This is a genomic window from Flavisolibacter ginsengiterrae DSM 18136, assembly GCF_059568575.1.
Genome location: NZ_JCANTR010000018.1, coordinates 66,838 through 85,451 on the forward strand (window position 1 = coordinate 66,838; position 18,614 = coordinate 85,451).

Here is an 18,614-nt window from a genome sequence, read left to right on the forward strand (position 1 = left end):
CCATATGCAGTCTTTAGCTGTAAGATAATGCCGGGTACTTTAAATAATGCCGCGGGCTTCCAAATCTTTTCTTAATTGTGCAGGGCTTTCAAAACGTATGGCCTGAATGCCCAGTTCTTCTGCCGCCTTTACATTTCGAAGATTATCATCTATGAATAATGTGCGTTCAGGTTGCAGGTCAAACCGGTTGAGAGTAAGCTGGTAAAATTCAGGAAAAGGTTTGCGCATTTTTTCATCCCCGCTTACCACCCGTCCATCAAACCAATGCAGGAAATCATAACGCTCCAGGGCAATAGGAAAGAGTTCACCGCTCCAGTTGGTCAGTGCATACAAACGGTACTTCCCGGACTGTTTCAGATCCCTGAAAATATCAACCGTGTCATGAATAGGGCCTCCCAACATTTCTTCCCAACGGCCATAGAAAGCCTCGATATATTCCTTCCATTCCGGGTGACGATTTACCAATAGCTCTGTACCTTCTTTGATTGAACGGCCCCCATCCTGCTCTTCATTCCATTCAGAAGTGCATATATTTTCAAAGAAATGCTTCTTTTTTTCTTTATCATCAAATAAGGTATCAAAGAGGTAGGAGGGATTCCAGTCGATAAGCACACCGCCCAGATCAAAGATGATCGCTTCTGTTGTTTGCATGGTTTCTGTTTATAAAATACCTGATTCCTGCAGGTCCTTTCTTAGTTGTTCGGGATCGCGGAAATGTATTCCTTTAATTCCCAGTTTTTCAGCTGTGAGAATGTTTTCCTTTTTATCATCAATGAACAATGCCTGTCCCGGGGTTATTTTGTATTTATCCAGTAAATGCAGGTAGATGTCTTCACCAGGCTTGGTTTTCTTCACAGCACCACTCACCACTTTCCCATCAAACAATTGAAGAAAGGGAAAATCATCCAGGGTTTGGTTAAACAATTCAGCATTCCAGTTGGTAAGTGCGTAGAGTTTATATCCTTTGGATTTTAATTCACGGAGTATTGCTACAGATCCATCAATTGTCCCCATGAACATTTCTTTCCAACGTGCATAAAAAGCCCTGATGGCGTGTTCCCATTCAGGGTATTCCTTTACTTTTTCTTCTGTTGCTTCTTGCGGCGACCTGCCTGCATCCTGCGTATTATGCCATTCAGGCGTGCATATATTTTCCAGGAAGAAATCCCTATCTTCTTTTTTATGAAATATCTTATTAAACAGGTAGGAAGGATTCCAGTCCACCAAGACGTTTCCCAGGTCGAAAATAATAGTATCGATCTTCGATAAGGGCTGATTCATTATCCGGGAATCCTTGATATGTATTTTTCAATTTGTTTGATCTGGTCAACGATCTGGGGAGTGGTTGGCTTTAGTGCTTTGGCCTTCCGGAAAAAATCCTTGGCGGCACGGAACTCTCTTTTATTCATCATCAGGCTGCACATCTGGAGGTAAGCGGCTGCATGGTTCTCTTTATCAGGCAAACCCTTGCGAAGCGCCTGGCGTATATAACTTTCAGCGCCTCTCATGTCATTCTTTTGCATGGCCAGCATACCCATTTGCAACATGCTTGCGCCTTCAGCTTCCTTCATAGGCATGCCCAGGTCCAGGCCTTTCTTCATGTTTACTTCTGCCGAGTCGAAGTCCTGCTTCATCATGGCAATATTCCCTTTTAGGGTATAGTACACAGAACGAATGGGCTTATAGAGCAGGTTGGGAAATTGAATGGAATTGATCACTTTTTCAGCCTCTTCCATATTGCCGCTTTCCATATGTTCCTGTATCAGGCGAAGGGGGCCAAAGAAAAAATGTCCTGCAATAAGGATCAATCCAACCAGGTATAGTGGGAACACAGGCCAGAAGCCACTGATGGTAAGGTTCATAGCCAAACCGGCCACTATCAGTACCAGGCCTATATATAAACGGTATTTTATCAGTATGTTATAAAATTTCATAGATCAAAAATTGAGGGCTGCAAAGATAAGCGTAAAGCCGAAAGTGATAAACCTTATTGCCTTGCATCATTTACCTCTATCCAATAGCCATCCGGGTCTTTAAAATAGATCTGTAACACCCCGTCTACGCGGTGGGTGATGGCCCCGGGTGTGCCTACCCAGTCTTCAAATGCTATTCCCTCATTTTTTAATGTTTTGATGAACTGTTCTACGGAAGGCACGGTAAAGCAGATATGGCTGTTCTTGTCATGGAATTCAGGCTTCGTGGCCCCCTGAATCAGGTGGAGGTGGGTCTTTTCTCCAATTGAAAGCCAGGTATGTTTGCCATCATGAAATGGTTCAGGAATGGTGTCCAGTCCAATTACATGGGTATAAAAACGGGTACTTTTTTGAAGATCATATATATAATGAGCTATATGGTTCAGGGTAGGCTTTTGGGCTATTGATGTGGTAATGCCCAGTATAAAAAGGAAAGCCAGGAGCGAAATGATCTTTTTCATAAATGTTCTTGATCCTGTAAATTAAGTTTTTTGCAAGGATAGTTTTGATTTATAAGCCATTGAACCATTATTTTTGCGCTTCTTTGGCCCGGTAGTTCAATGGATAGAATAGAAGTTTCCTAAACTTTAGATACAAGTTCGATTCTTGTCCGGGCTACAGCGCCCGCCGAAGCTCCTGAGTAAAACGAAGGAGCGTAGGCGGGCATTTAGTTTTCTTATAGTCAAGACCTCATTAAAATCAAAACCTAAAGCCATCCATTATTTCATCGAACTTCGATATTCATTGGGTGTGCTACCCACTTGTTGCTTCAACCGCGCAAAGTGCTGCGGATATTTAAAGAGGCCGAATTAATCGTAAAGCAATGGCTATTGAAAATAAAGTTCCTTAAGTAAGGATCTTTTGCTGCACTCATAAGCAAATTAAACTGATTGTTCATTTTCGGGTGTATGTAAAATGCCTTTTGTCTTATCTTTCACTAGTGGAAAAATTAGTGAAAGCCATTGAAAGGATATCAACCCTTAACGGGGATAGCCGTACTGATTTTTTTGCCGCCTGGAAGATGTGGGAAGTGACAAAGGATCACCTGCTGCTTCGTGAAAATACCATTAGCGATTATATCTATTATATAGAGAAGGGTGTTGCCAGGATCTATTACAACAAGGATAATAAGGAGGTTACTGAATGGATCGCACTGGAAGACCAGTTCTTTTTGTCCATTACTTCCTTCTTTAACCGAACCCCCAGCCATTTGATCATCCAGGCCATTCAGCCTTCTTATATTTACGGCATTCATCATGACCAGTTCATGAAACTGGCTAATGAATACCATGATGTGGAGCGCCTGCTTCGTAAAATGGTCACCTCATCGCTTATCCTTTCACAGGAGCGCATGAGGTCTATTCAGTTTGAGACTGCCCAACAACGCTATCAAAAACTTTTGAAACATTCGCCACAGATTATTCAGCAGGTACCTCTTTCCTATATTGCCTCCTTCCTGGGTATTACTTTGGAAACTTTAAGCCGCATCAGGGCCCAGAAATAGGCTCCTGCTTTTTGACAAATGTCAAATCAACGACCTGCTTTTTGTTGCAGCTTTAGGGTCTCAATCAGCTATATGAAATATTTATCCCTTCTCACTACATGTTTAATGATCTTTTCCGCTGCCTACAGCCAGTCTACAAAAGCCAAAGCCCTTGTCAAAAAAATGACACAGGAAGAAAAAGTTAACCTCGTAGTAGGCATGGGTATGAACATCCCGGGTAAAATGGAAATGGGCACAGGTATAGGACAGATCAGCGATAAAGTGGCTGGTGCGGCCGGGGAGACATACGCCATATCCCGCCTGGGCTTGCCTAATACCATTGTGGCTGATGGTCCTGCAGGACTGCGCATTGAACCTAAAAGGAAGAATGATCCCAATACCTATTATGCAACAGCATGGCCCATAGCATCCTTACTGGCCAGCACATGGGATACTGAATTGGTGCAACAGGTAGGAAAAGCCATGGGTAATGAGGTTAAAGAATATGGCGTGGATGTGCTGCTCGGTCCGGGTATGAATATCCACCGGAACCCGCTGGGCGGGCGCAATTTTGAATATTATTCCGAAGATCCTCTGGTATCAGGCAAAATGGCGGCAGCCATGGTAAATGGAATTGAATCCAATGGAGTAGGTACATCTATCAAACATTTCGCGGCTAATAACCAGGAAACGCATCGCAATTCTGTGAATACCATAGTCAGTCAAAGGGCACTGAGGGAAATTTATTTAAAGCCTTTCGAGATAGCAGTTAAAGAAGCGCAGCCATGGACGGTAATGAGTTCTTATAATCTATTGAACGGAACCTTTACATCTGAAAGCAAAGACCTGTTAACCACCGTACTTAGAAAAGAATGGGGCTTTAAAGGCCTGGTCATGACCGATTGGTTTGGAGGAAAAGATGCCGTGGCACAATTAAAAGCTGGCAATGACCTGCTGATGCCCGGTACTGCTGCTCAGAAAAAAGCAATTACCGAAGCATTGACCAACGGTTCGCTTGATGTGAACGTGTTAGATGAATCTGCCGCGAGAATTGTAGATTATATATTGAATAGCCAGGCTTATAAAAGATATGCATTCAGCAACAAACCTGATCTGAATGCGCATGCCTTATTGGCAAGGAAGGCAGCCACTGATGGAATGGTATTATTGAAAAATAATGCAGCACTACCATTACATGGATCTGCAGGGACTATTGCAGCTTTTGGCAACACCTCTTACGATTTTATTTCTGGCGGAACTGGTAGTGGTGATGTAAATGAAGCCTATACAATCTCCTTGGTTGATGGACTAACCAATGCAGGATTTACTATCGACCCTGAGTTGTCCTCCGGATATACAAACTATGTAACAGCTGAAAAAGCCAAGCAGCCTAAGAAAACATTTTTTGAGGAATTTGCAAATCCTACGCCCCGCATTGCTGAATTAGATATAGATCAAAATTTACTGGAGAAGAAAGCAAATGAATCATCTGTTGCACTGATCACTATTGGCAGGAATGCAGGTGAGGGGAGTGACCGTAAAGTTGAAAACGATTTTAATTTAAAAGCTTCAGAAGTGGCCCTGATTGATGCTGTATCCAAAGCTTTTCATGCAAAAGGCAAAAAGGTTGTTGTCATCATCAACAGTGGGGGAGTGATAGAAGTAAGCAGCTGGCAGGATAAGGTAGATGCTGTATTGCTTTCATGGCAGCCGGGCCTTGAAGCTGGCAATGCCGTAGCTGATGTGTTGAGTGGAAAGGTGAATCCATCCGGGCGTTTAGCTACAACATTCCCTGTGAAATATACCGATGTAGCTTCTGCAAAGAGCTTTCCCGGTAAAGAAATACCCGGAAAGGAAGAAGCAGGGATGTTGGGCATGAAAGTAATACCAGCAGAAGTGACCTACAATGAGGGCATCTATGTTGGCTATCGTTTTTTCAACAGTTTTGGTGTAAAACCTGCTTACGCCTTTGGTTATGGCCTTAGTTACACCAGTTTTAATTATACAGCACTCAAACTGGGCTCATCTACATTTTCGGGGAAACTAACAGCATCCGTAACCGTAACAAATACAGGTAGTGTTGCCGGGAAAGAAGTTGTACAATTATATATCACTGCTCCAAAAGGAAAGTTAGACAAGCCTACTGTCGAATTAAAAGCATTTGCAAAGACAAGGGTCTTGCAACCAGGTCAATCACAGACAGTAAGTTTTACTATCAATGCAGTTGACCTTGTATCTTTTGATACCGGTCGTTCAGCATGGATCGCAGATGCCGGTAAATACAGTGTCAAAATAGGAGCATCATCCGAAGACATTAAGCAAGCTGCTGATTTTAGTGTTGCCAAAGAAATAGTAACACAAACAGTAAATAAGGTATTGCAGCCCCAGGTAAGTATCAAGGAAGAAAAACCTTTGATCTTTTGACTTGGGTAACTAAGCTGGTTTTGTAGCCCTGCTGATCAAAATTTCCATCTGGTATTGAAAATAAATGAATTCACTGAATGAAAGCCCTGTAACGGGCTTTCATTATTTTTATTAGATAAACCCTGGCATGCAAAACCTCTTTATCCAGTTTGTTTATCTTATTGTGATCATTCTGGCACTGGTAATGATCGCTAATAAGCTACGCATTGCCTATCCCATAGTGCTGGTGTTAGTAGGGTTGGCACTAAGTTTTACTTCAGCCTTCTCGCATATTACTATCGACCCTGACCTTGTATTCTTTATTTTTCTTCCACCCCTTCTTTATGAAGCAGCCTGGCAGGTTTCGTGGAAAGAATTCTGGAAGTGGAGACGAGTGATCACCAGTTTTGCTTTTCCTATTGTTATCATTACTTCCTGTGTTATAGCTTTTGCTTCCCGGGCAATCATTCCGGGGTTCACTCTGGCATTGGGCTTTCTTTTGGGTGGCCTTATATCGCCTCCTGATGCCATTTCTGCTACAACCATTATGCGGGAGGTGAAAGTGCCAAAATCATTTCTAAGTATTATTGAAGGAGAAAGCCTGCTGAATGATGCTTCTTCACTTATTGTGTTTCGTTTCGCATTGGCTGCTGTTATCACAGGCCAGTTTCACCTGGGAGAGGCTACAAAAAGCTTTTTTATCGTTGTATTGATGGGGATATTGATCGGTCTTTTGATAGGAGGGATATTCTATGCCATACATCGATGGCTGCCAACGACTTCCAGCATAGAGATCGTGTTAGGCCTGGTTACGCCTTATTGTATGTATTATGCTGCGGAGCATTTTCATTTTTCAGGAGTGCTGGCGGTAGTAAGTGGTGGCCTGCTGTTATCAGCAAGGCGACAGCGTATGCTTAACTACCGCAGCAGGGTTGAAGGTGTCAATGTCTGGACAAATATTGTTTTTGTAATGAATGGGCTCGTTTTCTTACTTATAGGGCTCCAGTTGCCACTGATCACCGGTCAGTTGGGTGAGATTGGCGTAGGAAAAGCTATTGGATATGGGCTGGCAATTTCATTGGTGTTGATCCTTACACGTATGCTTTGCACTTTTGGAGCTTCTTTGTTTACCCGGTTTATGAGCCATTTTATTAAAGTTGCAGATCCTAATCCTGGTTGGAAGGGACCTGTTATCCTGGGTTGGGCAGGGATGAGGGGCGTGGTATCACTTGCCGCTGCACTGTCCATTCCAATTCTAATAAACCAGGACCAGGCTTTTCCCTTTCGTAACCTCATTCTCTTTATCACGTTCATTGTTATACTTGTAACATTAGTATTACAAGGGTTAACCCTGCCCTGGGTGATCCGAAAAGTGAACCTTGAAGATAAGTTCACTGTTATTCCAGAGCTGCAGCAGGAGATGATCATCCGAAAGAAGATTGCTGCTACATCACTTCATTATTTACAGAACAAGTATGGCGACGACCAAATGCGTAATGATCACATTGATAATTTAAAGGCAAGGCTTCAACTTGAAGTGAATTTTTTTCAGCAGCCCTTTGAAGAACTAAATAATGGAGGAGTTACCGCCTTGGACAGGTACCAGGGCATTTACCTTGACATGCTGAATGAGCAGCGCAAATTACTGGCCGTAATAAATACCCATTCGGAATTTGATGAAGAATTGATCCGAAAATACCTATACCTCATCGACCTGGAAGAAATGAAAATCCAGGGCAAGATTATCCAGGCTTAAATAAAATAAGGCGCTCATCTTCATTACTTCATGTGTATAGGAGATGTATAGTTAGTTAATGGCAACTATACTGCTACCCGATCCTTCACCCATCTTTCTCCGTACTATACCCGTTCATTATCCGTTCTCATACGGGGATAGTACGGGGATTCAACAAGGAAATATAGCTTTAGTCCAGCCGCAGGTATAATGTTGAATAATTGAAGTTCAAAGGATACTTCGTTATACAATATACCAGCCCAGCTTGTTCCAATAAGCGGAAACTTAGATATGCAACAATATATCCACCAGTTCTGTTGGCTTACTGAAAAATGGTGAATGACTGGTGGGAAGACTGTACACTTTTTCACAAGGCAGTTCTGTATACATTTTTCTTTGTATGAAAGGAGTTACTGCCCGGTCTTTAGTGCATTCAATATATACCCTCGGAACCCTCCCATAGTTTTTTTCCGTGAGTTGTAAGGGTACAATACCTGATTCAACCGGTTCGTGGCTCAGTAATAATTTTGCCAGCTCAGTGATAGCATCTTCGCAATCGTGATACAATCCTTCTTTGTAAATGATGGGTTGAAGCGTGTGCGATTTGGTCTCCGGGTATTGCGTAACATAGGGCTTCAGCCATCCATCAGTATCCTGTAAGGAATACTCTCTTTGGGTTTTGCCATGAGGAATAAGGTAGGCAGCCAGGTAAACCAGCTTCTCAATTTTATCAGGTCGGTATTCAGCAGCCTGGGAGATCATAATGCCATTTTTGCTATGGCCCACCAGTATTACTTTCCCCGTGATGCTGTCTATTAATTCACAGATCTTTTCTACAGTCGATTTCAAGGTTACTTCCTGTATGGGGGTTTTGTCTCTGCCCATGCCTGGAAGATCTATTGCCAATGCCCTATGGCCTGCCTTTTCCAACAGTGGGACAACCTTATGCCAGTTCCAGGCACTGTGCCAGGAACCATGAATCAAAATGAATGTTTTCATGCTAATCGTTTATGATGTAAAACTGCGATGATGAGGAAAGCAGGTCAACCCGAAAATTGCTATTCTAAACCACATGAGAGGCTTTGGCTGCCTCCCAGCCAATCATGGCTGTTTTACGCTGTGAACCCCAATGGTAGTTGCCGAATGTACCTGCAGACTGTATTACACGATGACAGGGAATGATAAATGCAACAGGGTTTTGACCAATGGCTGAACCAACTGCTCTTAATGCATTGGGATTGTCAATACCTTGGGCAATGGTTTTATACGTGGTTAGGACACCCATAGGAATCTTTAGCAATGCCTCCCAAACTTTCAACTGGAAGGGAGTTCCCTTTAGGTGCAATTTGACCTGGTCCAGTTGACTCCAATCGTGTGAAAAAATGTACAGGGCATTTTGCTGCATAAGATCCGTTATCTGTTTGTAGGAAGCATTTGGAAATCGTTGTTGAAGGTTAATAAAGGCCTGCTGTTCATCATCAGCAAAAGCCATGTAACAGATGCCCTTTTGCGTAGATGCCACCAGGATATTTCCAAAAGGGCTTTCAGCAAAACTATAATTGATGCAAAGATGCTCACCCCCGTTTTTGTATTCCCCAGGTGTCATCCCTTCTATATTAATAAAAAGATCGTGCAGCCTGCCCGTACCGGAAAGGCCTGTTTCAAAAGCTGCGTCAAACAAGGTTGTTCCTTTTTCCTTCAAAATGGTTTTAGCATGATCGATGGTCAGGAACTGCAGGAATTTTTTCGGACTGACACCTGCCCACTCTGAGAACAATCTTTGAAAATGAAAAGGGCTTACATGTATTTTTTCAGCTACCTCATCAAGCGATGGTTGCTTCCTGAAGTTTTGCGTTAAATATTCAATGGATTCGGCAATCCGGTTATAGTTGTAATGCGCTTGCTGGTTCATTACTGTTTCAATTTGTAGGGCAAAGCTATTTTACATGGTAGTGTTTCACAACCCGATTCTTGCTTGAATGTACAGTTATTCCTTATTCAGACATTCCATTTGTAAAACCCAGGCGGATTGAGCTTTTGTCCAAAGTAAAGCTGATTGTTTAAGTCAATAGACATACCATGTGAAGTTCATTAAACATCCCGTATAAAATTTTTTAAATCTAAAGGCATCCTCTTTTCGTAGGTATCATCAATTGCTTTCAAACTGTACATCTGAAGCAATCAGTTTTTCACCTTTAATTAATACAAATGGAAATTATGAATCGAAAAAGCAAGGAACCTTCCTTTGGAGAGGAACTTGCACAATCGCAGGTATCAAGGAGAAGGTTTCTCCATTTTAGTGGATTGGCAGGCGTATCTGTTTTGGCAATTGGATCAATGACGGGCATACAGGGTTGCAAAAAAGATGCTACGACAAGTAGTAATGAGGGTATCAATTTAGGATCCGGTGATGTAGGCATATTGAACTATGCCTATGCACTGGAACAACTGGAGGCTGCCTTTTATACGCAGGTCATTCAATCGCAGTATTCAGGTATCACGGCTGCTGAAACAAGTTACCTTACTGATATCAGGGATCATGAGATTGCTCACCGTGAATTCTTCAAAACTGAGCTTGGAACGAAGGCCATCCAGGCACTGGAAGTAGATTTTAGTTCCATCAATTTTGGCACCCGTGCGAGTGTTTTGGCTACTGCAAAAGCTTTTGAAGACCTTGGTGTCTCTGCCTATAATGGCGCCGGTAAATTACTTACAGATGCGAACTATTTATTAGTGGCGGGAAAAATAGTTTCGGTTGAGGCCAGGCATGCTGCATTGATCAGAGAGTTATTGTCGCCAAATTCTTTTGCTTCCAATGATGTTGTAGATGCAAATGGATTGGATAAGGCTAGGACGCCTGGCGAGGTGCTTTCTATTGCAGGGACATACCTTAAATCCAAATTGAACGCTTCAAATTTACCAACCAGCTAAAAAGATATTTATGAATCTACATAATGTAATCACAGAAATAGAAAAGGTCGATCCCGAAGTGTATGACCGACTTGACGGCAGAAGAGGTGCTTTGAAACAATTCTCGGGTATTGCAGGAAAAGTAGCATTGGCCTCTCTTCCCCTGATGCTTAGTTCCCTGTTTAAAAAAGCATATGGGCAAAGCACATCTTCCATTGTAAACGTATTAAACTTTGCCCTGACGCTGGAATACCTTGAATCGGAATTTTACAAAAAAGCAGTAGCTACTTCCGGTTTGATCCAAACAGCTGATGTAGCTGGCTTTACTGCCATCCGGGACCATGAAGTGGCCCATGTTGCTGTACTCAGGCAAACTATTATGCAATTAGGTGGCATGCCTGTTTCATTTACGGCAGCAAGTTTTGACTATACCGCAGGTAACGGATCAATGAACGGGCCCTATGCCACAGTTTTTAGCAATTATGATACTTTCCTGGCTGTATCCCAGGCTTTTGAGGATACCGGTGTGAGAGCTTATAAAGGACAGGCTGGAAACCTGATTAGCAATAATGATGTATTAACTGCGGCGCTCCAGATACATTCCGTGGAAGCAAGACATGCTTCCTATGTGCGCCATTTACGCCAGGTTCGAGGAGTGGCAGCTAACAAGCCCTGGATCACAGGCAATAATGCTGGAGGAATTCCGGGAGTGGATGCTGTTTATGCAGGTGAAGAGAACACATCCCAGGCTGGTGTGCAGATCACGGGAATAAATGGAACAAGCATATCTGCCAACGCGGCCTCGGAAGCGTTTGATGAACCATTGACACAGGCACAGGTCACGGCTATTGTAGATCCTTTTATAGTATAGTATTTCTCTTTTGTTCGGTATAGATGTAGGAAGCCGGAGTTTTCGGCTTCCTACTTTTAAAAAAAATAAAAAATCAAATCATGGGTCCTTTAGGTTTTAATGAAATTCTGATCATACTGGTAATAGTTCTACTCCTGTTTGGTGCTAAAAAAATACCTGAATTAATGCGAGGGGTAGGAAGAGGCATGAAAGAATTTAGTGATGCCAAAAACAATGTACGCAATGAATGGGAAGCTGGCATGAAGGAAGAAAGTAAATAATTCATATGTCTTAAAAACAAGGATAGGTTCTGAATGTTTTGTATTTGGTTATCTGATGTTTAAAAGACGCCGTATTATTTGTCCTGGGTACTTCCATGTAAATTGTAAAAAGAAGTTTTTGACACATTACCGGTACATCATTGAACTTTCAAGCGAAGGATGGTATCTTTAAGCAACCAGGACGTATGAAAAAAGTATTGAAATCAGGACTAATTGTCGGAGTCATCTTGTTTATAGTTAGTTATGGAGGATTATTTCTAACCATCAGGTATGTGCCTGAGCTTTTTGTGATGTACAATAATCCTTTATTTGAATCTGACGGCAGTCGTGATGTGCTCTTTTACTCTCATGCCTTTATTATCAGTTTTGCTTTGTCCTGGTTCTGGGAAAGATTTAAAGGATTATTCCATGGATCTTTTGTGCTGAGAGGGTTGGAATTTGGTGTGGTGTATTCACTGGTGGCATTGCTTCCGGTCATGTGGATCACTTTCAGCTCGCTTGACATTACACTTGTTATGGTATTGAGCTGGTTTTTCTATGGGTTAGTCCAGGCCGTTGTCGCCGGTATCATCTTTGCAAAGATCAATCCCTGAAAGGTATCTGTTAATTCAGCACTTTTAATCGCAAATTAAATTCCACGCTCAACTCATTTTTGGTGCGTATCATTCCGCCTAATTTCCGGGGAGGAGTAAGGTTGAAATCTGAAAAATTCACCACCCTGGAACCTACCAGGTTGATATAATTATTATCCGCTGACACCACCTTATAATCCACATCAAAACGCCTCGACACCCCTGCCAGTTCTATAAATACAGCTCCCTTTGTAACTGCCTGCCTGGCATCAGCATCAGGGTACCTTGAGATATTCAGGAACCTGATGACCAGTTTTGGAAATTCTTTTGCCTTTAATGTTTTTCTAAGATCGGCGGTCATGATTCCATTATGACAATCAAAATTTTGAACATCCAGCTGGATGTTGCCATTAAGTAGCACGGGACTAACATTCCTAGTGACCAGTATGGTGTCCGGTTTATTGTAATTGGAAATGGCACAACTAAAATTATTAACATTGGTACTGCCATCTACTTTGAGCGAACAGCCATTGATAATGACCCACCTGGTAAATACAGCGTTTCCCGGCGGGATGAAGGCTGAAAACAGGATAAACAGATATGCTAACTTAATTCCCATTCTTAATTTCAGGCAAGGACAAGGGTATCCCGCTCGTTATTACTTTAACAGTGAATTTACTTATCGTCTTACTACTGTCCAACTAATCTTGCTCTGTAAGCTATTTAAGTTTAACATATCTTCTTCCGGGAGTATTTTATTCATGTATTCGAATCAAAAAATGATTCATATTCTTCAAAAAGGCAAGGAAATGAGATATTGGACTGGTTTTTATATTTATGCACTCTGCTCATATTTGTGACAAAGCTTTTCCCATGGTTTATAGTTAATATGTAACAATTTCTATTTCATTAATTGTTTAATTTTAGCTACCCTTAGATACCATAAATGAAACAAGAACAAATGCTTGGTCATGGCTTTATTGCCCCTATGTCAAAAAATTCCTTACCGGGGAAGCTCAATGGGTATCAGCTAATGGAAAATCTTCCGGTAGCTATCTATATCACTGATCCTTCAGAAGTTGTCATCTATTGTAACAAGAAAGCCATAGAAATATGGGGAAGAAAACCCGGTGACGGTGAACGGGCAGGAGATCTCTGGAAAGGCCAGGATTTTTTTGATAATGAAGGCAAAGTATTCAATTACAACAACCTTCCCTTAAACAGCGGTTTGCTTAATTCGAAAGTCATAGAACTGCGTATTGACAACCATGCGGGTTTTTTAAAATACATTACTATTTCAAAGCACCAGCTTACCGATAAAGAAACTGCTGATCATTATTTTATTATTTATATCAATGACATCACCGCCCAAAAGCAGGTTCAACAGCAGCTGGAAAGAAAAGCATTTGAACTGCAGGATTATGTAGATAACGCGGTTATTGGTCTTCATTGGGTTGATGCTAAGGGTATCATCCAATGGGCCAACCAGGCTGAGTTGGATATGCTGGGTTATTCAGCAGGAGAATATATTGGTCATCATATATCCGAATTTCATGCTGACCAGGATAAGATCAACGATATACTTTCCAGGCTAAATTGTAATGAGACATTAAAGGGATACGAATCTACTCTTCGCTGTAAAGATGGTACCATCAAAACTGTTCATATTAGTTCAAACGTATTCCGTGAGGGAGAAAAGTTTGTTCATACCAGGTGCTTTACCATAGATATTACGGAGCAAAAAAAGGTGCTGGAAGAACTTAAGGCCAGTGAAATGCGTTTCAGGCAATTATTGGAAAGCCTTCAGATAGCTGTCTATACAACAGATGCTGAGGGTAGGATTACGATGTTCAACAAAGCAGCCGTAGAATTGTGGGGACAGGTTCCTGAATTGGGAAAAGATAAATGGTGTGGCGCATACAGGATATTTGAAGAGGGCAAAGAAGTTGAATTAGCTAATTCTCCAATGGCCATTGCTTTGAAGGAAGGCAGACCAACAGGTCGGCGGGAAATAGAGATCCTCAGGCCCGATGGCACCAAACGAAATCTCGCGGTATATCCCGTTCCACTATTTGATGAGGAGAACAGGGTAATAGGTGCTGTGAATATGCAGGTGGATATCACCGATAAGAAAATATCTGAGAATGCCTTAAAAGAAAGCGAACACCAACTTCGACAGATAACTTTATTACTCGAGAAGAAAGTGCTGGAAAGAACGGGTGAATTGCATCATAAAAACGAGGAGCTGCAAAAAAGCGAAGAAAGATACCATAAAATGATCGAGGAGGTGGAGGATTATGCCATCGTTCTCCTGGATAAAAATGGCATCATTCAAAACTGGAATAAAGGAGCCGAAAAAATAAAGGGGTATTCGGAACAGGATATCCTTGGTAGTAATTTCAGTATTTTTTACAGGGAAGAGGATCGTTTGGCGAAACTTCCTGATAGATTATTACAACAGGCAAGGGAATATGGCAAGGCGATACATGAAGGATGGAGGAGAAGAAAGGATGGTTCTCTTTTTTGGGGCAGCATCGTTATCACTGCCCTGCATGATGCAGAAAATAATATCATAGGTTTCTCTAAAGTAACACGTGATCTTACAGAGAGAAAACTGGCAGAAGATAAAATGAGGGATTACGCTACTCAACTGGAGTTCCAGAATAAGGAACTGGAACAATTTGCATACGCTGCTTCTCATGATATGAAGGAGCCTTTGAGAAAAATTGGTTTTTACAATAATTATGTCATCGAAAATAACCGTAACCAGCTTGATGAGAAATCAAAGGAATATTTGAACCGGTCCATGATGTCTGTGAAAAGGATGACATTGCTGATTGAAGACCTGCTCACCTATTCAAGAGCCAATTCACAGGCGGAAACATATGAAGAAACTGACCTTACTGAAATAGTTGAGGAGATCATACTATCACAAAAAGATATGATCGAACAAAGTGAGGTGAGCATACAGGTAGAGCAATTACCTGTGGCCAGGGTGATACCTTTTCAATTTAAACAATTGATGGACAACCTGATCAATAATAGCATCAAGTACAAGCACCCGGAACGCAAATGTGTCATCAATATCTTTAGTAAAGAAGTTCGGGGTGTTGACATAGACGCCAAAGAAGCAGAGCCGACAATGGTATATCACCAAATATCTGTCAGGGATAATGGTCTGGGCTTTGAACCACAATATGCCAATAAAATATTCGAGATCTTTCAAAGGTTGAATAATAAGTCTACTTACAGGGGCACCGGTATCGGTTTGGCTATTTGTAAAAGGATCGTGCAAAACCACCATGGAATAATCAAGGCTTACGGTAAGGAGAATGAAGGAGCCCAATTTGATGTTTATTTGCCCGCACACTAAGAACAGTGCCTATATTTTATTAAGAATAGGTTGAGGATTATTTATAGTGATTATTGTATTCCAAAGGATTATTCTTACCTGTTTCTTTTCATAGTTGATAGACAACATACAACTACTCTTAAGCGAAATCAAATTATTGTTTTGTAACGTTTGTTTCATTTGTTTTAATTCCCGCATTACTTATAAGACTTTTCTCACTTTTAAAACAAATGCAGAAATCAACCTTCTTCAATATAAATTCCTATCAATAGAAAATATGTTACTGTGATTGAAAGATATGAGGTTTAGATAGTCATTATGAAAATACTATTACCAATTTGGGAATTCCTGTTGCAGTACTGTAACTGTACTGTTTCGATGTTGTAACTTTATCAACGGTAATAAAAAGCTGGATATGGAAGATGTTGAATTGAAATTAGGTTCAAATGGCCATGGCGCATTTGTAATTGCAGATAATGGAACGAAGGTTGGTGAAATGGAAATAGCCATTGCACCTGCTATGCTTACAGTTTTTCATACTGAGGTGGTACCAGAGGCAGAAGGGAAAGGTATTGCCAAAAAATTGTTGGCTGCAATGGTGGCCTATGCCCGTGAACATCAATTAAAGGTAAATCCGCTTTGTCCATATGTTCATGCCCGGTTCAAACGTCATCCTGATGAGTACGCAGATATCTGGAGTATATAAGTACCACGCTTTGGAATTTGTGATTTCCTGGTCCTGCAGCTAAATAAAATTGAATAGAAGATCATGAACAAGAAGATCGACTTTATATTGAAGGGCAGAGAAAAGAGCATTGGGGAAGAAACTATTTTGCAACCATTGCCTCATAAGGATTTCAGGTTTGCCAGTCCTTTTATTGTGCTGCATCATTTGCCTCCCAAAACATATCAACCAGGTTCACCCCCGGAAAGGATCCATCCACATCCGCACAGGGGATTCGCCCCTGTTACCTTCCAGTTCCAGGGTGAAGGTTATCACAGAGATTCGTTGGGTAATACGGGATATCTAAAAGCAGGTGAGGTGCAATGGATGTTTGCTGGCAAGGGCCTGCTGCATAGTGAAGGGCCATCAAAGGAATTCCTTGCCAAGGGTGGTACCTATGAATTCGTTCAATTATGGGTGAATGTTCCTTCCCGGCATAAATGGGATGATCCCTGGTACCGCCAGGCTTCTCCGGGTCAAATGCCTTTAATGATGCAAGTGCCGGGAGTTGATCTGCATCTTGCCTGTGGTGAATATGATACTATTAAGGGACCTCTATATTCCTATACGCCTGTTGTGGCTGCATTTGGTACGGTAGAAAAAAATACCTCCTTTACTATTAGGGCAACAGAAGGATATTGGACACTGCTCTATATTTTGGATGGCGAATTGTTAATCAATGACAGTGAGGTGAGTGCAGAACACCTTGTAATTTTTAGTAAGTCCGGATCAGCGATTAATATTAAAGCGGTAGCCGGTACCAGGCTTGTCTATTTATCAGGTGAGCCAATTGAAGAGCCAGTTGCTGCAAAGGGAAACATTGTTATGAATACGGCTGAAGAAATTCACCAGGCTGAGACAGATTATGCGGAAGGAAGATTCGGAAAACTGGAGGATTGATTTTTGTATAGATAGAGAGAGCAGAAAAACTCAATAATTTTTCGGCAGGGAAATATTTTAAGATCAAAGTAGATGTTATGTCCAAGGAATTTAAAAAGATAGTTATTGTTGGAGGCGGATTTGCAGGTATCAATCTCATCAAGCGTCTCACTAAAAACGATAATTTTCATGTCACTCTTGTTGATAGAAATAATTACCATTTTTTTCCTCCTCTTTTATACCAGGTAGCAACGGGATTTATTGAACCATCAAATATCAGTTACCCGTTCAGGCGCATGTTCCAGGAAAAGCATAATCTGAGGTTTCACATGGGCTCATTGGTAAGAGTCAACCCTGGATCCAATACCATAGAGACCGATACCGGCACCCTCGATTATGATTACCTCGTATTGGCAGTGGGCACAGAGACCAATTATTTTGGTATGCAGAATGTAAAGGAATATGGATTACCCATGAAGTCGATTGATGATGCGCTGAACTTGCGCAACCATATTTTATTAAACATGGAAAATGCGGTCAGGACCACTGATAGGTCTGAAAGAGAAAAGCATTTGAATATTGTAATCGCTGGTGGAGGACCTACAGGGGTCGAGATAGCCGGTATGCTCGCAGAAATGGGACATAATATTGGACGAAAGGAATATCCCGAGATAAAGGACCTTCAGCAGCATATATATGTAATAGATGCAGGACCTGTTTTGTTAGGGCCTATGAGTAAGAAGTCACAGGAAGAGGCAACCAGGGTTTTAAGCGACCTGGGCGTTCATATTATACTCAATACAGCCGTTAAGGATTATGTGGATGAAAAAGTGATACTGGCCAATGGACAGACCATTGAGACAACTGTATTGATCTGGGCTTCAGGAGTTACAGGAAGGGAAGTGCCGGGTTTGCCACCAGAAGTGATTGGACGTGGAAGAAGGATCATAGTAGACGATGTGAATCGCGTCAAGGGAACGGATAATATTTTTGCACTGGGAGACATTTGCCTTCAGACAACCGATAAGGCGTTTCCTAACGGTCACCCTCAACTGGCACAGGTGGCCATTCAGCAGGGAATGTTGTTTGCGGAAAACATTAAAAGGCTAAATAATGGTGAAAAGCCAAAGCCCTTTGTATATAACGATAAGGGAAGCATGGCCATTATAGCTAAGTATAAAGCGGTGGCTGATCTTCCCAAGCTTTTCTTTAAGGGTTTCTTTGCATGGGTGGTATGGTTATTCATTCATATCATGCCTATAGCAGGGTTCAGGAATAAAGTATGGCTGGCCTTTAACTGGTTCTGGTCTTTTATAACCAATGACCCTACCTTAAGACTTATCATTCGTCCACAAAAGGAAGAAAAGGAATCCATGGTTCATTGATCTGTGTCCAAAATTAAATGCGTTACCTTTTGATAAGATAAGGCACGGTTGTGGTGTATAATCATCT

18 protein-coding genes and 1 tRNA gene are annotated in these 18,614 nt (G+C 41.6%); 12 read left to right on the plus strand and 7 right to left on the minus strand.

Annotated features, from left to right (window positions below; genetic code table 11):
• Positions 1–39: 39 nt before the first annotated feature.
• The 4 genes from BP74_RS16810 to BP74_RS16825 are packed head-to-tail and all read right to left on the minus strand — an operon-like array spanning position 40 to position 2,434.
• Positions 40–651, minus strand: coding sequence for an HAD family hydrolase (locus BP74_RS16810; protein WP_496375791.1), 612 nt, complete (start codon positions 649–651; stop codon positions 40–42).
• 9 nt (positions 652–660) lie between these two features.
• Entirely contained in the window at positions 661–1,281 is a 621-nt protein-coding gene (locus BP74_RS16815) for an HAD family hydrolase (protein ID WP_496375793.1), read from the minus strand.
• Positions 1,281–1,934, minus strand: coding sequence for a tetratricopeptide repeat protein (locus tag BP74_RS16820; protein WP_072836566.1), 654 nt, complete (start codon positions 1,932–1,934; stop codon positions 1,281–1,283). The genes BP74_RS16815 and BP74_RS16820 overlap by 1 nt, the downstream gene beginning before the upstream one ends.
• A gap of 53 nt (positions 1,935–1,987) precedes the next feature.
• Positions 1,988–2,434 carry a VOC family protein gene (locus tag BP74_RS16825; RefSeq protein WP_496375795.1) on the minus strand — a complete coding sequence of 149 codons (447 nt, stop codon included), beginning with the start codon at positions 2,432–2,434 and terminating at the stop codon, positions 1,988–1,990.
• Positions 2,435–2,519: 85 nt separating this feature from the next.
• Between BP74_RS16825 and BP74_RS16830 the strand changes: the two genes are divergently transcribed.
• From BP74_RS16830 to BP74_RS16845, 4 genes are all read left to right on the plus strand, one after another.
• Positions 2,520–2,591 (plus strand) — tRNA-Arg (locus tag BP74_RS16830).
• 322 nt (positions 2,592–2,913) lie between these two features.
• On the plus strand, positions 2,914–3,477 hold the full coding sequence (locus tag BP74_RS16835; RefSeq protein WP_496375797.1) for a Crp/Fnr family transcriptional regulator: 564 nt from the start codon (positions 2,914–2,916) through the stop codon (positions 3,475–3,477).
• 72 nt (positions 3,478–3,549) lie between these two features.
• A complete protein-coding gene (locus tag BP74_RS16840; protein WP_496375799.1) occupies positions 3,550–5,880 on the plus strand; it encodes a glycoside hydrolase family 3 C-terminal domain-containing protein in 2,331 nt (776 codons plus the stop codon).
• A 127-nt stretch (positions 5,881–6,007) separates the two neighbouring features.
• Entirely contained in the window at positions 6,008–7,615 is a 1,608-nt protein-coding gene (locus tag BP74_RS16845; protein WP_496375801.1) for a Na+/H+ antiporter, read from the plus strand.
• A 264-nt stretch (positions 7,616–7,879) separates the two neighbouring features.
• Here the strand turns inward: BP74_RS16845 and BP74_RS16850 are convergent, their stop codons facing one another.
• A complete protein-coding gene (locus tag BP74_RS16850; protein ID WP_496375803.1) occupies positions 7,880–8,593 on the minus strand; it encodes an alpha/beta fold hydrolase in 714 nt (237 codons plus the stop codon).
• A 64-nt stretch (positions 8,594–8,657) separates the two neighbouring features.
• Positions 8,658–9,506, minus strand: coding sequence for a bifunctional helix-turn-helix domain-containing protein/methylated-DNA--[protein]-cysteine S-methyltransferase (locus BP74_RS16855; protein ID WP_496375805.1), 849 nt, complete (start codon positions 9,504–9,506; stop codon positions 8,658–8,660).
• 305 nt (positions 9,507–9,811) lie between these two features.
• Here BP74_RS16855 and BP74_RS16860 point away from each other — a divergent pair, with 305 nt between their 5' ends.
• The 4 genes from BP74_RS16860 (at position 9,812) to BP74_RS16875 (ending at position 12,228) form a co-directional block, all read left to right on the plus strand.
• Positions 9,812–10,525 (plus strand): ferritin-like domain-containing protein, encoded by a 714-nt coding sequence (locus BP74_RS16860; RefSeq protein WP_496375807.1) that lies wholly within the window; start codon positions 9,812–9,814, stop codon positions 10,523–10,525.
• Positions 10,526–10,535: 10 nt separating this feature from the next.
• Positions 10,536–11,375 (plus strand): ferritin-like domain-containing protein, encoded by an 840-nt coding sequence (locus BP74_RS16865; protein WP_496375809.1) that lies wholly within the window; start codon positions 10,536–10,538, stop codon positions 11,373–11,375.
• A gap of 80 nt (positions 11,376–11,455) precedes the next feature.
• Complete coding sequence (locus BP74_RS16870; protein ID WP_496375811.1) at positions 11,456–11,635, plus strand: Sec-independent protein translocase subunit TatA/TatB; 180 nt, start codon at positions 11,456–11,458, stop codon at positions 11,633–11,635.
• Positions 11,636–11,820: 185 nt separating this feature from the next.
• On the plus strand, positions 11,821–12,228 hold the full coding sequence (locus BP74_RS16875; protein WP_496375813.1) for a hypothetical protein: 408 nt from the start codon (positions 11,821–11,823) through the stop codon (positions 12,226–12,228).
• Positions 12,229–12,238: 10 nt separating this feature from the next.
• Here the strand turns inward: BP74_RS16875 and BP74_RS16880 are convergent, their stop codons facing one another.
• Entirely contained in the window at positions 12,239–12,826 is a 588-nt protein-coding gene (locus BP74_RS16880) for a YceI family protein (RefSeq protein ID WP_496375815.1), read from the minus strand.
• Between the two features lie 327 nt (positions 12,827–13,153).
• Between BP74_RS16880 and BP74_RS16885 the strand changes: the two genes are divergently transcribed.
• From BP74_RS16885 to BP74_RS16900, 4 genes are all read left to right on the plus strand, one after another.
• Entirely contained in the window at positions 13,154–15,580 is a 2,427-nt protein-coding gene (locus BP74_RS16885) for a PAS domain-containing sensor histidine kinase (protein WP_496375817.1), read from the plus strand.
• A gap of 394 nt (positions 15,581–15,974) precedes the next feature.
• On the plus strand, positions 15,975–16,265 hold the full coding sequence (locus BP74_RS16890) for a GNAT family N-acetyltransferase (RefSeq protein WP_496375819.1): 291 nt from the start codon (positions 15,975–15,977) through the stop codon (positions 16,263–16,265).
• Between the two features lie 63 nt (positions 16,266–16,328).
• Positions 16,329–17,183, plus strand: a complete 855-nt coding sequence (locus BP74_RS16895; RefSeq protein ID WP_496375821.1) for a pirin family protein — start codon at positions 16,329–16,331, stop codon at positions 17,181–17,183.
• Positions 17,184–17,260: 77 nt separating this feature from the next.
• Positions 17,261–18,547 carry an NAD(P)/FAD-dependent oxidoreductase gene (locus tag BP74_RS16900; protein ID WP_496375823.1) on the plus strand — a complete coding sequence of 429 codons (1,287 nt, stop codon included), beginning with the start codon at positions 17,261–17,263 and terminating at the stop codon, positions 18,545–18,547.
• Positions 18,548–18,614 lie beyond the last annotated feature (67 nt).